This is a genomic window from Enterovirga sp. GCM10030262 (assembly GCF_042666435.1).
Taxonomy (GTDB): Bacteria; Pseudomonadota; Alphaproteobacteria; order Sphingomonadales; family Sphingomonadaceae; genus Allosphingosinicella.
The window spans coordinates 128,842-143,068 of the sequence record NZ_JBHTDC010000001.1; the positions used below are offsets into that span (position 1 = coordinate 128,842).

The 14,227-nt window shown below is 67.0% G+C and carries 13 protein-coding genes; 5 read left to right on the plus strand and 8 right to left on the minus strand.

Annotated elements, in window-relative coordinates; genetic code table 11:
• Positions 1–39: 39 nt before the first annotated feature.
• The 4 genes from ACFQRC_RS00615 to ACFQRC_RS00630 form a co-directional block, all read right to left on the minus strand.
• Complete coding sequence (locus ACFQRC_RS00615) at positions 40–1,959, minus strand: S9 family peptidase (protein WP_379956681.1); 1,920 nt, start codon at positions 1,957–1,959, stop codon at positions 40–42.
• A gap of 108 nt (positions 1,960–2,067) precedes the next feature.
• The gene (locus ACFQRC_RS00620) at positions 2,068–2,949 is read right to left on the minus strand and encodes a calcium-binding protein (RefSeq protein ID WP_379956683.1); all 882 of its coding nucleotides are present in this window, start codon (positions 2,947–2,949) and stop codon (positions 2,068–2,070) included.
• A 66-nt stretch (positions 2,950–3,015) separates the two neighbouring features.
• Entirely contained in the window at positions 3,016–3,495 is a 480-nt protein-coding gene (ruvX, locus tag ACFQRC_RS00625; RefSeq protein ID WP_379956685.1) for a Holliday junction resolvase RuvX, read from the minus strand.
• Positions 3,496–3,581: 86 nt separating this feature from the next.
• Entirely contained in the window at positions 3,582–4,724 is a 1,143-nt protein-coding gene (locus tag ACFQRC_RS00630) for a DUF3089 domain-containing protein (RefSeq protein WP_379956687.1), read from the minus strand.
• Positions 4,725–4,825: 101 nt separating this feature from the next.
• Between ACFQRC_RS00630 and gatC the strand changes: the two genes are divergently transcribed.
• The 3 genes from gatC (at position 4,826) to gatB (ending at position 8,208) form a co-directional block, all read left to right on the plus strand.
• Positions 4,826–5,113: an Asp-tRNA(Asn)/Glu-tRNA(Gln) amidotransferase subunit GatC gene (gatC, locus tag ACFQRC_RS00635; RefSeq protein ID WP_379956689.1), complete on the plus strand. Its 288-nt coding sequence runs from the start codon at positions 4,826–4,828 to the stop codon at positions 5,111–5,113.
• Positions 5,113–6,594 carry an Asp-tRNA(Asn)/Glu-tRNA(Gln) amidotransferase subunit GatA gene (gene gatA, locus ACFQRC_RS00640; RefSeq protein ID WP_379956691.1) on the plus strand — a complete coding sequence of 494 codons (1,482 nt, stop codon included), beginning with the start codon at positions 5,113–5,115 and terminating at the stop codon, positions 6,592–6,594. The genes gatC and gatA overlap by 1 nt, the downstream gene beginning before the upstream one ends.
• A 123-nt stretch (positions 6,595–6,717) precedes the next feature.
• Positions 6,718–8,208 (plus strand): Asp-tRNA(Asn)/Glu-tRNA(Gln) amidotransferase subunit GatB, encoded by a 1,491-nt coding sequence (gene gatB / locus ACFQRC_RS00645; protein ID WP_379956693.1) that lies wholly within the window; start codon positions 6,718–6,720, stop codon positions 8,206–8,208.
• Positions 8,209–8,616: 408 nt separating this feature from the next.
• Here gatB and ACFQRC_RS00650 read toward each other — a convergent pair whose 3' ends face one another.
• From ACFQRC_RS00650 to ACFQRC_RS00660, 3 genes are read right to left on the minus strand one after another with little or no spacing between them, the layout of a single operon-like run.
• Entirely contained in the window at positions 8,617–9,576 is a 960-nt protein-coding gene (locus ACFQRC_RS00650) for a 2-dehydropantoate 2-reductase (protein ID WP_379956695.1), read from the minus strand.
• Positions 9,577–9,613: 37 nt separating this feature from the next.
• Positions 9,614–9,964 (minus strand): hypothetical protein, encoded by a 351-nt coding sequence (locus ACFQRC_RS00655; RefSeq protein ID WP_379956697.1) that lies wholly within the window; start codon positions 9,962–9,964, stop codon positions 9,614–9,616.
• A gap of 10 nt (positions 9,965–9,974) precedes the next feature.
• Complete coding sequence (locus ACFQRC_RS00660) at positions 9,975–10,502, minus strand: DUF4142 domain-containing protein (protein WP_379956699.1); 528 nt, start codon at positions 10,500–10,502, stop codon at positions 9,975–9,977.
• Between the two features lie 128 nt (positions 10,503–10,630).
• On the opposite strand from ACFQRC_RS00660, the gene folE reads away from it, so the two are divergent.
• Entirely contained in the window at positions 10,631–11,287 is a 657-nt protein-coding gene (gene folE, locus ACFQRC_RS00665) for a GTP cyclohydrolase I FolE (protein ID WP_379956701.1), read from the plus strand.
• Between the two features lie 36 nt (positions 11,288–11,323).
• Positions 11,324–12,007, plus strand: coding sequence for an RNA polymerase sigma factor (locus tag ACFQRC_RS00670; protein ID WP_379956703.1), 684 nt, complete (start codon positions 11,324–11,326; stop codon positions 12,005–12,007).
• 12 nt (positions 12,008–12,019) lie between these two features.
• On the opposite strand, the gene ACFQRC_RS00675 is transcribed toward ACFQRC_RS00670, so the two are convergent.
• Positions 12,020–14,152 (minus strand): S9 family peptidase, encoded by a 2,133-nt coding sequence (locus ACFQRC_RS00675; RefSeq protein WP_379956705.1) that lies wholly within the window; start codon positions 14,150–14,152, stop codon positions 12,020–12,022.
• Positions 14,153–14,227: the final 75 nt, after the last annotated feature.

The window sequence follows — 14,227 nt, forward strand, 5'->3', positions numbered from 1 at the left end:
CCGGCTCTTAAAGCCCCGTCCTTCCCGCCTCAAGCATCCTCAGTCGCGGGCCAGATGCGCATCGAGGAATTTCAGATACGCCTCCGACGCGTCGATCCGGTTCTGCTTCCTCAAAAAGCCGTGGCCCTCATCGGGGAAGAGCAGATAGTCCACGGGCACATTATTGGCCTTCACCGCCGCCACGATCTCGTCGCTCTCCACCTGGAGCACGCGCGGGTCGTTGGCGCCCTGCACGACCAGCATCGGCTTCACGATGTTCTTGGCGTGGAAGAGGGGGGAAATCGCCCGATGGCGCGTGGCGTCGGTCTCGGGATCGCCCATCTCATCGTAGAGCGACTCGCGGAACGCCGCCCAGTAAGGCGGAATCGACTCGAGGGTGCGGACCCAGTTGGTCACGCCGAAGATGTTGACGCCCGCGTCGAACACTTCGGGCTCGAAGGCCAAGGCGGCGGCGACCATATAGCCGCCATAGGATCCGCCGATGATCCCGATCCGGTCGTCGGAGACCCAGTCGAGACCTTGCAGATAGGCCTTGGACGCGACCACATCCTTCAGATCGACGTCGCCGTGGCGCTTGTCGTCGAGGTGGAAGAAGGTTTTGCCGTAGCCGGACGAGCCGCGATTGTTGATGGCGTAGACCGCATAGCCATTGTTGACGAGGTGCTGGATCGCCGCCGAATAGCCCTTGCGGCTTTGTCCGCCCGGGCCGCCATGGACCCAAACGAGGGCGGGAACCGGATTGGCGGCGCTCGCCTCGCGCGGACGGTAGAGGATGCCCGGCACTTCCAGCCCGTCATAGCTCTTGAACCGGGCGACCGTCGCTTCGACCAGCTGCGCTTCGTCGATCGCCGAGCTCAGCGCCTTGGTCAGGCGCCGCGCCTGGCCGGTGGCGAGGTCGGCGACGAAAATGTCGCTGGGCGAGGTGTCGGACGCGACCGTGAAGGCGATCATCGTCTCGTCGCGGTTGAAGCGGACGCCGCCAACGTCGCCCTCGGGGACGCCGGTCAGCGTCACCTTCTTGCCGCTCGCATCTTGGAGGGTTAGGGCGGTCGACGCGTCGGCATTGACCGCCGACACGCGATAGCGGCCCGACGGCGAATGCGAGACGTACATCACGTCCCAGTCCGCCGCGATCAGCGGCGCCTTGGCTCCGCCGGCGATGTCGTAGGTCCAGGCCTGGTTCCACTCGCCCGCCTCGTTGGTGGCGTAGATGAGCGCGCGCCCGTCCGGCGTGAAGTCGTAGACGCCGTAACTGATATTGCCCTGATGCTCGGTGATCAGCTTCGGCTCGGGTGACGCCGCGGCGAGATCGACGAGATGGAGGTTGTTGTCGGCGCTGGTCCGCTCCTTGACGAGGGCGACATGGCGGCCGTCGCGGGAGATGGCGCCGATATTATAGCCTTCATTCTGGAAGATCATCTTCCGGGCATAATCGCCGGCATCATAGGCGTAGATGTCGAACATCTCCGGGTCGCGCTCGTTGCTGGTCACCCAGAAGGTCTTGCCGTCGGCGCTCCAGCCCAGGAAGTCGGCCTTGACCTTCTCGCCCGGCGTCAGGTCCCGGACGCTGCCGTCGGCCTCGCGGACGAAGACGTGGTCGAGCTCGTCGCCGCCCTTGTCGGCGGTGTAGAGGACGCGGTCGTCGGCGGGAAAGAAGCTCGCCGCGAAGGTGGCATTGTCGGGCGAGCGGCTGACCGCGACCGGCGCGCCGCCGGCGACGGGAAGGGTGTAAGCGTTGAACACGCCCGAGCTGTCGTTGCTGATCAGGATCGACTTGCCGTCGGCCGAGAAGCCGTAGCCGGCGGGCGCCGCCATGATGTAGCTGGTCGTATCGAAAAACGCCTCGGCCGAATAGCGAACCGGCTCCGCCTGCGCCTCCTGCGCGAATGCCGGAACGGCGGCGACCGGCGCCAGGCCGGACGTTGCAAGCAAAATGGCCGAAGCCTTCAGGTAGCGCATATCCCCTCCCTTGGTGTGTTATTCAACTATAGCACTATCGATCTCATTATGCCAGCCTATCGGCATTCTCTCTTCGCGGGAATGGCGGGCTCGCCGGCAAGAGCGTGCTCAGCCGATCAGGAAATCGTCGATATAGAGTCCCTCGGCGGCGGCGGCCCCCTTGAGCACGATCACGGTGTCGGCGTCGTGGCGCAGCACGAGGTCGTCGCCGCGCGCGACGAATGCCGCCGCCAGATCCGCCCGGTCGATCCGGCCGTCGCCGGTGACGTCGCCGACCGTCTGGAGCCAGGCCAAGTCGAGCCGGATCCGGTCTCCGGCGCCTTCGCCGCCGTCGAAATCGAGGATGACCTCGCGGCCGCTTCGTCCGGGCGCGCCGATCTGGAAGACATCGTTTCCGCCGCCGCCGATCAGCCGGTCGTCGCCGCCGTCACCGACGAGCAGATCCCGTCCGTCGCCACCGAACAGGACATCGTCGCCCGCGCCGCCGCCCAATTTGTCGTCGCCGGCGCCGCCCCGGGCCACATCGCTCCCCGCGCCCGCCGCCAGATGGTCGTCGCCATCGCGCCCGGCGAGGAGATCGGTCCCGCCTCTGCCGAGCAGCAGGTCGGCCCGGGCCGAACCTCTGAGGACATCGATTCCGGCCCCGCCCGCGTCGACCTTGAGTTCGCTCGTGAGCTCCGACGACCAGCCGGTCCAGACATTCCCGGGCAGCAGCGCTCCGCCCACCTCGGCCAGATGCCGCTCGATATAGCGCATCGTCGAATCGCCGACTTCCGTGGAGACTTCGAAAAAGAAAATGTCGTCGGGATCGAGCCGATAGGACCAGCCGATATTATGGTCCGCCGGCGCCTTGGTGATCGTGCCACCGATCCTGGCGTCGCCGGTCTCGGTGCCCGCGAGCAGCGCGCGCGCATGGGCGATCTGATCCGGATCGGTCAGCCGGACGACGAATGTCTCTCTCGATGCATCGGTAAAGGTGAAATAGGCCATTCGACAGTCCCCACGGTCGGTCACCTAAATCGCGCTATAGCCGATCGCCGCGGCGCCGACCATCCGTCATTCGAGGCTGTGCGCGTCCGGATGCGTCAGCGCGTCGATGGCGCCTTGCAATATGTACGCCGCCGCCATCTTGTCGACCAGCTCCGCGCGGCGGGCGCGGCTGGCGTCGGCGTCGAGCAGGGTCCGGGTGACCGCCTGGGTCGACCAGCGCTCGTCCCACAGCAGGATGGGGAGGCCGAGCGGCTCCAGATTGCGGGCAAAGGCGCGGATCGACTGGGTGCGAGGGCTCTCGCTGCCGTCGAGGTTGAGCGGCAGGCCGACGACGATGCCCTTGGCGTCCTGGGCGGCGATCCGGCTTTTCAGCCGTTCGAGGTCGGCCGCGAACTTGCTCCGCCGGATGAGCTCGGCGGCGGTGGCGATCGTCCAGCCGGCATCGCACAAGGCAATTCCGATCGTCTTGGTGCCGACGTCGAGCCCGATCAGCCGCCCGCCCATGGGCAAGGCTTCGCGAAAGGCGAGGATGCTCCCTGTGGTCATCTCACCCCCCTAGCGTCATGCTGAACTTGTTTCAGCATCCAACTACTCACCGCAGGGGAGGCGGAGACATGGACCCTGAAACAAGTTCAGGGTGACAGCTGAGCGGATGAGACGGCCCCGAGAAAGCTCTCCAGCCGCGCCTCGGCGTCGGCGCGTATGTTCGCCCAGAACAAGGCGTAATCGTAGACGTGGTAATTATTGCCGGGCAGCACGTAGGCGCCGAGGTCCGGCGCCTCTTCGCCGATGAGCAGGAAGCCGCGTATGTCGCAGCGCGCCGGCACCGCCGCCGGCACCAGCTCCGCCTCGGTCAGGTCGCCATTGGGGACCAATGTGCCGAGATTGGCGCCGGCGGCCGCCTCGTCGCCCCGGTTGCCGGTCAGCGGGTTGACGCACAGCATCGGCGATCCCGCGCGCGCTGCCCCGTCCGGAGCGGCGGAGGCGTCGTAGACGTCGGTCACCATCCTTGGATCGGCCGGCTCGGCGAAGCTCTGCCAGGCGAGGATGCAGCCGGCTTGCGCCTTTGTCTCGCAGGCGGGAAGCCCGAGCGCGTCCAGGTCCGCCGTCGTCGAGATCGGCCAGCCGACGACATAAGCGGCGGCGATCCGCTCCGCGACGGGGCTGCCCGCGATCCGCTCCCGGAGCAATCGCGTCAGATGAAGGCTGCCCTGGCTATGCGCGGCGAGGATGATCGGCCGATCCTCGGGCGCCTGCTCCAGGAACGCCTCGAATGCGGCGAGCACGTCGCGATAGGCGAAGTCGAGCGCCTTCTCGGCATCGGCCTGCGTGGTCAGGAAGGCGCCGAACGTCGCCTGCCGGTATTTGGGCGCCCAGATTTCGCCGACCGAGTTGAACGCGCTCGCCTGGCTCCGCACGAACAGCCGCGCCCGCTGCTGCGATTCCTCATGGTCGAGCGGCGCGTTCCACTGCGAGCGTTCGAGATAGGATGTCGGGTGGATGAAGAACACCGAGGCCCGCGCTTGCTCGGCCGGCGCGAAGCCCTCGGGCGTCCACAGCGCCGGGTTGCCGGGAATGTCGGGTCGCGCGATCCACAGAGCCGCATCGGCATAAGTGGGGCCGGCGGCGGGCGGCGCCGGGGCCTCCTCGAACGCTATATTCGGGATCAGGGCCGCCTTCATCAGGTCCATCTGGAAGATGCGATAGGCGAGCGCCCCGGCGAGCAGCAGGATCACCAGCCCCGCCACCACCCACAAGAAACGCCGCGCCAGCATCCACATCCTCCGAACCGACCAGCCGCGCTCCCAACAGCAAGCGGCCGCTTCATGCAAGCCTTGCTTGAAGCCCGCTTGCGCGGATGCTAGCGGCCGCTCCCATGTCCGTCGACACCGCCACCGTCCGCCGCATCGCCAGGCTCGCCCGCATCGCCGTCACCGACGGCGAGGCCGAGGCCTTGGTGCCCGAATTGAACAATATACTCGGCTGGATCGAGCAATTGCGCGAGGTCGACGTCACCGGCGTCGAGCCGATGACCGCCGTCATCCCCAACACGCTTCGGCTGCGCGACGACATCGTCACCGACGGCGGCAAGCAGGCTGACGTGCTGAAGAATGCTCCTGTCGCCGAGCATGGCTTCTTCGCCGTTCCCAAGGTGATCGAGTAATGGCCAATCTCACCGACCTCGGCGTCGCGGCGATCCGCGACGGCGTGCGCGAAGGCACCTTCTCCGCCCGCGAAGTCGCCGACGCCTTCATTTCGGCCGTCACCAAGGCCAAGGGCCTCAACGCCTTCATCGTCGAGACGCCCGACCACGCCATCGCCGCCGCCGAGGAGGCCGACCGCGAGCGCAAGCACGGCAATCTCCGCCCGCTCTCCGGCGTCCCGCTCGGGATCAAGGATCTGTTCGCCACCAAAGGCATCCAGACCACCGCCGCGAGCGGCATCCTCGAAGGCTTCGAGCCGGCCTATGAATCGACCGTCAGCGGCAAGTTGTTCGCCGCCGGCGCGGGGATGCTGGGCAAGCTCAACATGGACCAGTTCGCGATGGGCTCGTCCAACGAGACCAGCGCGTTCGGCAACGTCCTTTCGCCCTGGCGCCGCAACGATGGCGGCAACGCGGCGCTGACCCCCGGCGGCTCGTCGGGGGGCTCGGCCGCCGCGGTCGCCGCCCGCGTCGCCCCCGGCGTCACCGGCACCGACACCGGCGGCTCGATCCGACAGCCCGCCGCCTTCGTCGGCATCACCGGCGTCAAGCCGACCTATGGCCGCTGCTCGCGCTACGGCATGGTCGCTTTCGCCTCCTCGCTCGACCAGGCCGGTCCGATGGCCCGCGACGTCCGCGACTGCGCGATCATGCTGGAAGCGATGAGCGGCTTCGATCCGAAGGATTCGACCTCGCTCGATTTGCCGGTGCCGAAATGGGAGGCGAACCTCTCCAGCGACATACGCGGGCGTCGCATCGGCATCCCTAAGGAATATCGCATTGACGGCGTTCCGGCCGAGATCGACGCGGTCTGGGAGCAGGGCATCGCCTGGATGCGCGACGCCGGCGCCGAGATCGTCGAGGTCTCTCTGCCCCACACCCGCTACGCGCTGCCGACCTACTATATCATCGCTCCGGCCGAGGCCTCGTCCAACCTCGCCCGCTACGACGGGGTGCGCTACGGCCAGCGCCGCGCGCCCGAAAACGGCAGCCTCGACGCCATGTACGAAGCCACCCGCGCCGCCGGCTTCGGTCCCGAGGTCAAGCGCCGCATCATGATCGGCACCTACGTCCTCTCGGCCGGCTTCTACGACGCCTATTTCAACCAGGCGCAGAAGGTGAGGGCGCTCATCGCCCGCGATTTCGAGCGCGTCTGGGCCGAATGCGACCTGCTCCTCACGCCGACCACGCCGAGCGCCGCCTTCGGCCTCGGCGAGAAGATGGACGACCCGCTGGCCATGTACCTGAACGACGTCTTCGCCGTCCCCGCCAGCCTCGCCGGCCTGCCCGCAATGTCGGTCCCGGCGGGCCTCGACGCGCAGGGCCTGCCGCTCGGCCTCCAGCTCATCGGCAAGGCGCTCGACGAGCAGGGCCTGCTGAATGCGGGACTGGCTTTTGAGGAACGCGCGGGCTTCAAGGCGCGGCCGGAGGCTTGGTGGTGAGCGGCAGGACTTACGAGATTCCCCACACCGTTCGCCCTGAGCTTGTCGAAGGGCTGTCCTTGATATTGCTCCGAGAAAGTGAAGGGCAGGGCTTCGACAAGCTCAGCCCGAACGGAGTTTCCCATGTCTGAGTCCCCCTACCGCATCCACGGCGCCACCGGCGAATGGGAGGTCGTGATCGGCCTGGAGGTCCACGCCCAGATCACGTCGAACGCCAAGCTCTTCTCCGGCGCATCGACCGAGTTCGGCGCCGAGCCCAACACCCAGGTCAGCCTGGTCGACGCGGCGATGCCGGGCATGCTGCCGGTCCTCAACGGCGAATGCGTCCGCCAGGCGGTCCGCACCGGCATGGCGCTGGAGGCTGAGATCAACGCCTGGTCGCGCTTCGACCGCAAGAATTATTTCTACGCCGATCTGCCGCAGGGCTATCAGATTTCTCAGCTTTATCATCCGATTGTCGGCGAGGGCTCGATCGCGATCGAAACCGGCGAGGGCGCCACAAGGACGATCGGCGTCGAGCGCATCCATATCGAGCAGGACGCCGGCAAGCTGATGCACGACCAGCATCCCAGCTTCTCCTATGTCGACCTCAATCGCTGCGGCGTCGCCCTGATGGAGATCGTGTCGAAGCCTGACATGCGTTCTCCCGAGGAAGCAGGCGCTTACGTCCGCAAGCTTCGATCCATTCTCCGCTATGTCGGCTCGTGCGACGGCAATATGGAACAGGGCTCGATGCGCGCCGACGTCAATGTCAGCGTCCGCAAGCCCGGCCAGCCGTTCGGCACCCGCACCGAGACCAAGAACGTCAATTCGGTCCGCTTCATCATGGCGACGATCGAGCATGAGGCGAACCGCCAGGTCGACGTGCTGGAGAGCGGCGGGACTATCGTCCAGGAAACCCGTTTATTTGACCCGGACAAGGGCGAGACGCGGTCGCTCCGCTCCAAGGAGGACGCGCATGATTATCGCTATTTCCCCGATCCCGACCTGCTGCCGCTGGAGCTGACGCCGGAATTCCTCGACGAATGCCGCCACAGCCTCCCCGAACTCCCCGACGCCAAACGCCGCCGCTACGAGGAGGAACTCGGCCTCTCCGCCTACAATGCCGCCGTCCTCACCGCCGAAGCCGACACCGCCCGCTGGTTCGAGGCCCTGCTCGCCGAGAGCGCGCTGAAACAGGCGCGGCCGCAGGAGGAGCTCGCCAAGGCCGCGGCCAACTGGGTCACGTCCGACCTGTTCGGCGCCTTGAACCGCCTCGGCAAGGATATCGCGACCAGCCCCGTCAGCCCGTCGCAGGGCGCGCAGCTGCTGGCGCTCGTCGCCGACGGCACTCTGTCCGGCACTTTGGCCAAGCAGGTATTCGAGATCATGCTGGAGACCGGCGACGATCCCACCGCAATCGTAGAGGCGCGCGGCCTCAAGCAGACCAGCGACACCGGCGCGATCGAAGCGGTGATCGCCAAGGTCATGGCCGCCAACGCCGACAAGGTCGCCGACTATCGCGGCGGCAAGGACAAATTGTTCGGCTTCTTCGTCGGCCAGACGATGAAGGCGATGGCCGGCAAGGCCAACCCGCAGGTGGTGAACGAGCTGCTGAAAAAAGCTCTGTCCTGAGCCTGCCGAAGGAGCGCTGGGCTGAAACGCGCCCCGTTTTGCTAGCGCGGTGAAGAGACGCCATCCGTCGCCGCTCAATCGGTGATGAAGAGCTGGCTAATTGGCCCGCTCCTTGCCGCCCCACGCCTGCCATCTCGCGATAATCGTCGGCGGTCATCTTCTCTCCCCTGCCCACCTTCGCCCGGGAACGCGCGGAGGGGAAGACGGAACCCCTTCAAAAATAGGATTTCGCCTGCCATCATGCGCCATCCGCCGCGAAGGCGGACCGCGGCTCCTTCCCACCGTCCAATCCGCTCCCGCCTCGCGCGCTCCGAAAACGTGCGCCAGAAGGGCAAAAAAGACCCCTGACCCCAGGAACTTCGTGAACTTCGCCCCGCCAACTGGCAAAAATCCGCCATTTTCCTCTCGTCAGTAAAGCCCGCTTTGCCGCGCCATCACGCGGGTAAGCCCGAACAAGGCGTCCATATTCGGTGTTTTGACGCCCGCCATCCGCCCGATCTCGCGCGGCGCGCCGAGCAAGGCATCCAGCTCGATCGGCCGGCCGGCCTCGACGTCCTGGAGCATCGAGGTCTTGAACGGCCCCAGCTTCCGGGTGACGGCGATGCGGTCGCGGCCGCTTTGCTCGATCGGGCAGCCGATGCGGGCGCCGATTTCGGCCGCCTCCGCCATGATGTCGAGGATGAAGGCCTCGACCAGCTCGTCGTCGAGGATCGCGTTGCATATCCCGCCGGTGAGCGCCGAGATGGGGTTCATCGTCATATTGCCCCACAATTTGTACCAGACGTCCTTCTGGATGCGGGCGCTGGCGGTGGCGGTGAAGCCGGCTGCGCCGAGCAAGGCGGCGAGGGCCTGGAGCCGCTCGCTGTCGCCACCCGCCGGCTCGCCGACGATCAGCCCGTCGCCCGAGCCGTGGACGATCAGGCCCGGCTCGGGCGAGGCGCAGCTGGCGTGGACCACGCAGCCGATCACTTGGGGCAGGGGAAGCGCTCGGGCGACCGCGGCGTCGGGATCGACCGAGGCGAGGCTCTGGTTCCGGTCGGCGAGGAACCACCAAGGGACGCCGTTCAGCATCGGGAGGATCAAGGTGCCGGCTCCGATCAGCGGCGCGGCGGCCGCGGCGGCGGCAGCGAGCGAGGGCGCCTTGACCGCGAAGATCAGGAGGTCGCGCGGGCCGAGGCTCGCCGCGTCATCGGAAGCCTGGAAGCGAAGCGACGTCTCTCCGCCTCCCTCCCGCAGGACGAGGCCGTTCGTCTCGACCGCCGCCAAGGTAGCGCCGCGCGCCAGCAACGCGACCTCGTGCCCCGCCCCCGCCAGCTTGGCGGCGACCCATCCGCCGATCGCTCCGGCGCCCACGATGGCGATGCGCATCCTCATTTCCTCCCCGTCGCCCCGTGGTTAGCCGAATTCAGGGGGCTGCGTCGACGCGGCCCTTCATCGCCGGATGGTAGACGCAGTAGAAGGGGATGACGCCGGCGCGCTTCACCACGGTCCGCCCGCTCTTGCCCGCCGGCAGGTCGATCGCGAAACTGCCGTCGCGCGCGGTGGCGGTGTGGCGGAACATGTCGCGGTTGACCCACAGGATGGAGTCGCCGGCGCGGATGCCGGGAGGGACGGCGCCGAACTTCATCTTGTCGATGACGATCCGGTGGACCCTCGGCGCGGGGCCGGCGGCGAGGGCGTCCGACGGGACGCCGAGGGTCGGCGGGAGCGTCAGGAGAGCGAAGGCTCCCGCCAGGGCGAAGGGGGCTTTGCGCACCGACCGCGCCTCAATCGAGGGATTGGGCGAGATGTTCGGCATGGGCCTGATGCTCGCGGAACAGGGCCAGCCCGGTTTCGAGCAGCGCCTTCAACTCCGCATCGTCGGCGGCGGGGATCAGGGTGCCGGCGAGGGCGCCGTTGACGCTGGCGTGGTAGGCGGCCTCGTTGGCGGCATAGGCCCGGTCGAACGCGGCGCCGTCGAGCGCGGCGAGGGCGCGCATCTTCCCCGCCGCGCCGTCGGTGAGGGCGGCGCTGGTCGCGTTGGCTTCGGGCGTGACGCCGAGCTTCCTGACCAAAGCGAGCGCCTGGTCGTTGACCGTCTTATGGTCGCGGATCATCGTCTCGGCGAAGGCGCGGACTTCCGGGTTGCGGGACTTTTCGAGCGCCTGCTTCGCCGCTTCGATGTCAAGCTGTCCCGCCGTATAGGCGACATGCGCGATCTGCGCGTCGGTGACGGGCGTCGCCTCCTGCGCCGCCGCGGGCGCCGCCGTGGCGATAAGGGCGGCCGCTCCGATAAGCCCGAGCTTCCTGATCATTTCTTTCCTCCTGTCAAGTCTCCGCCAACCGGGCGGTTCACGGCCATTGGATGCCGGCTCGCGGCCAAGGTTCCCGGGAACGGATCGCCTACCGCCGGCATCCAACCGGGGACGAGGAGGAGAATGCCATGATGCTGCGGAGGCTGGACGGCGACTATCTCGACGGGATCGGTCCTCGACCGGCGGAGGCGCGCCCTTCCACGGCCGAGGTCGAAGCGGCGGTGCGGACGTTGATCGCGGCGACCGGGGACGATCCGGCGCGCGAGGGGCTGCGCGACACGCCGGCGCGGGTGGCGCGCGCCTATCGCGAATGGTTCGCGGGCTATGCGGTCGATCCGGCCCGGCTGCTCGATCGGGTCTTCGACGCGGACGGCTATGACGACATCGTGCTGCTCCGCGCGATCCCTATGGTCTCCACCTGCGAGCATCATCTCGCGCCGATCGTGGGACAGGCTCACATCGCTTTCCGGCCCGACGGCCGCGTCGTCGGCATTTCGAAGCTGTCGCGCCTGGTCGACGCCTTCGCCCGGCGGCTGCAATTGCAGGAGCGGCTGACCAATCAGATCGCCGCCGCGCTGGAGGCGGCGCTCCGCCCGCGCGGTGTCGCCGTGGTGATCGAGGCCAGCCATGGCTGCATGGCGACACGCGGTGTAAGACAGCATGGATTGTCGATGGTGACCAAATGCTGGCTCGGCGACTTCCGGGACGATCCGGGCCTGAGGTCGGAGCTGCTGGCTTCATTGCCCCTGTCGGGCGCTGGCGCGCGGCCGTTCGGGAACCTCTGAGGCAGGCCGGCATCCAATGGTGCCAGGAGGGTTGATATGGCGACGCAACCGAAGCTCGATTATGAAAGCCTCGACGACCTTGCCGTGGCCGGCCGGCTCGCGGCGCGCGACGAAGCGGCGGTGCGGCTGGTCACCGGGCGCAACAACCAGCGCCTCTTCCGCGCCGCCTGGAGCATCCTTGGCGACCGGGCGGACGCAGAGGATGCCGTCCAGAGCGCCTATCTCAGCGCCTTTTCGGGAATCGCGGACTTTGCGGGGAGGTCCTCGCTCAGCACCTGGCTTACCCGCATCGTCATCAACGAAGCACTGGGACGCAAGCGGGCGGCACGGAGGCGGCGCGCGCATCTCGACGCGGGGAGCGTGGTGGTGCTCGACGAATATCGGGACAAGCTCATGCGCGGATCGATGACGGAAACGCTGCCGGACGGTGTGGTGGCGCGAGCCGAGATCAGGCGGTTGCTGGAAGAGGCGATCACGCGGCTCCCCGCTGGATTCCGTCTGGTCTTCGTGCTGCGCGAGATCGAGGAATTGAGCGTCGAGGAGACATCTGAAGCGCTCGGCATCCCACCGGCGACGGTCAAGACCCGGCATCACCGCGCGCGGCGGCGGCTCCAGGACGATCTGGCGCCCGAGCTCAGGACGGCACTCACCGGCACCTTCCCCTTTGCGGGCGCCGATTGCGAAGGGATGACCGAGCGGGTGCTACGCGCCTTGCCTTGACCCTTTCCGTCGTTACTCGGCCGCCACGTCCAGCTCTTCCAGCATGAAGGCGTAATATTCGGCCATGTCGCGATAGCGGCGGAAGCGGCCAGATTTGCCGCCGTGCCCGGCTTCCATGTTCGTCCGGAAGACCAAAGGCGCCTCGCCCGTGGCCCGATCGCGCAGGCGCGCCACCCATTTGGCCGGCTCGAAATACTGGACCTGCGAATCCCACAGGCCTGTGCCGACGAACAGCGCCGGATAGGCCTGCGCCGTGACATTGTCGTAGGGCGAATAGGACAACATGTAGGCATAGGCTTCCGGCTCCCTGGGGTCGCCCCATTCGTCCCACTCGTTGCTGGTGAGCGGGATCGTCTCGTCGAGCATGGTGGTGACGACGTCGACGAACGGCACTTGGGCGATCATCACGTCGTAATCTTGCGGAGCCATGTTGGCGACGGCGCCCATCAGCAGGCCGCCGGCGCTGCCGCCCATCGCCGCGACCCGATCCTTCGCCGCATAACCTTCGCCGACAAGGTGGCGGGTGACGTCGATGAAATCGGTGAAGCTGTTCTTCTTGCTCATCAGATGGCCGTCGTCATACCAGGCGCGGCCCATTTCCTGACCGCCCCTTATGTGGGCGATGGCATAGGCCATGCCGCGGTCGAGCAGGCTCACGATCGCGGGGTTGAACGCGGGGTCGGTCGACGAGCCGTAGCTGCCATAGGCATATTGGAGGAGGGCGGCGGTGCCGTCCGGCTCGAAACCTTTCCTGTAGACGATCGACACCGGAATCTTCGCCCCGTCCCGCGCCGTCGCCCAGAGCCGCTCCGTCACATAATTGGCGGAGTCGTAGCCGCCCAGCACCGGCGTGCGCTTGAGCAGCTTGCGTTCGCCCGTCGCCGGGTTGACTTCGTAGGTCGTGCTCGGAGTGGTGAGCGACGTATAATCGTAGCGCAGCCATTGGGTGTCCGGCTCCGCATTCATGCCCAGCCGCATCGTATAGGCCGGTTCGTCGGAGGCGACGAAGTCGCTCTCGCCGTCGGCGGCGAGGGTGCGCAGGCGCTTCAGGCCTCCCGATCGCTCCTCGATCGCGGTGAAACCGTCGAACAGGGCGAAATCCTCGACGAAGACGTCATTGCTATGCGGCACCATGTCCTTCCAGAGGGCGCGGTCGCCGCTTCTCTGATCGTCGGCCAGGGTCATCAGCCGGAAATTGGGCGCGTCCCAGTTGGTCCGGATGACCCACCGGTCGCCGAGATGGTCGGCCCGATATTCGAAATCACGCTGGCGGGGGGCGAGCAGGGTGAAGGCGCCGGGCGCCCCGGCGGAGGTGCAGCGTTGCTCGCTGCTCACCGTGCTCTGCACATAGATGCAGATATGGTCGTCGGAGCGGGTGCGGAAGATGCCCATGTAGAAGCTGTCGTCCGGCTCCTCGTAGACGAGCCGGTCGGCGCTGGCGGGCATGCCGAGCACATGCGCCTTGACCCTCTTGCCGAGCAGGGTCGTCGGATCCTTGTCGATGTAGAAGAGGGTGCGGTTGTCGTCCGCCCAGACGATGTTCGCCTCGATATTGGTGACGGTGTCGGCAAGCAGCTCGCCCGTCTCGAGATTCTTGACCTTGAGCACATATTGGCGCCGCCCGACCGTATCTTCAGCCCAGGCGAGGAGCCTGTTGTCAGGGCTTATTTCCCAGTTCGAGACCTGGAAGAACGGCTTGCCCTCGGCCATCGCATTCTGGTCGAGCAATATCTCTTCAGGCGCGTCCATTCCCCCCTTGCGGCGGGCGACGACGGGATAATCCTGTCCGGTCTCGAAGCGCGTGTAATAATGATAGCCGCGCAGCCGGTAGGGGACCGAGGAATCGTCCTGCTTGATGCGCCCCACTATCTCTTCGTAGAGCCGCTCCTGAAGCGCCTTGGTCGGCGCCAGCACGGCGTCGGCATAAGCGTTTTCGGCCTTTAGATAGGCCAGCATCTCCGGATTCTCGCGGCTGTCGTCGCGCAGCCAATAATATTCGTCCTGCCGAACCGCGCCATGGGGCGCGCTGACCTCATGCGGCTTCTTGGCGGCGGCGGGCGCCTCCGGAAGCTGGGCGGGGGCGGTCGACGTGGCGGTGAGCGACGCGCCAAGCAGGAGGGCGCGCAAGAGCATCGGACGGTTCATGATTCCCCCGGAATGGTGATGACGGCACAAGATGGCACGGCGCCCATCGCCTTGCCAAGCCGGCTCGACTTCCGG

Coding starts and splice junctions, on each gene's coding strand:
- ACFQRC_RS00615 (WP_379956681.1), bottom strand. CDS start 1,959: ATGCGCTACCTGAAGGCTTCGGCCATTTTGCTTGCAACGTCCGGCCTG.
- ACFQRC_RS00620 (WP_379956683.1), bottom strand. CDS start 2,949: ATGGCCTATTTCACCTTTACCGATGCATCGAGAGAGACATTCGTCGTC.
- ruvX (WP_379956685.1), bottom strand. CDS start 3,495: ATGACCACAGGGAGCATCCTCGCCTTTCGCGAAGCCTTGCCCATGGGC.
- ACFQRC_RS00630 (WP_379956687.1), bottom strand. CDS start 4,724: ATGCTGGCGCGGCGTTTCTTGTGGGTGGTGGCGGGGCTGGTGATCCTG.
- gatC (WP_379956689.1), top strand. CDS start 4,826: ATGTCCGTCGACACCGCCACCGTCCGCCGCATCGCCAGGCTCGCCCGC.
- gatA (WP_379956691.1), top strand. CDS start 5,113: ATGGCCAATCTCACCGACCTCGGCGTCGCGGCGATCCGCGACGGCGTG.
- gatB (WP_379956693.1), top strand. CDS start 6,718: ATGTCTGAGTCCCCCTACCGCATCCACGGCGCCACCGGCGAATGGGAG.
- ACFQRC_RS00650 (WP_379956695.1), bottom strand. CDS start 9,576: ATGCGCATCGCCATCGTGGGCGCCGGAGCGATCGGCGGATGGGTCGCC.
- ACFQRC_RS00660 (WP_379956699.1), bottom strand. CDS start 10,502: ATGATCAGGAAGCTCGGGCTTATCGGAGCGGCCGCCCTTATCGCCACG.
- folE (WP_379956701.1), top strand. CDS start 10,631: ATGATGCTGCGGAGGCTGGACGGCGACTATCTCGACGGGATCGGTCCT.
- ACFQRC_RS00670 (WP_379956703.1), top strand. CDS start 11,324: ATGGCGACGCAACCGAAGCTCGATTATGAAAGCCTCGACGACCTTGCC.
- ACFQRC_RS00675 (WP_379956705.1), bottom strand. CDS start 14,152: ATGAACCGTCCGATGCTCTTGCGCGCCCTCCTGCTTGGCGCGTCGCTC.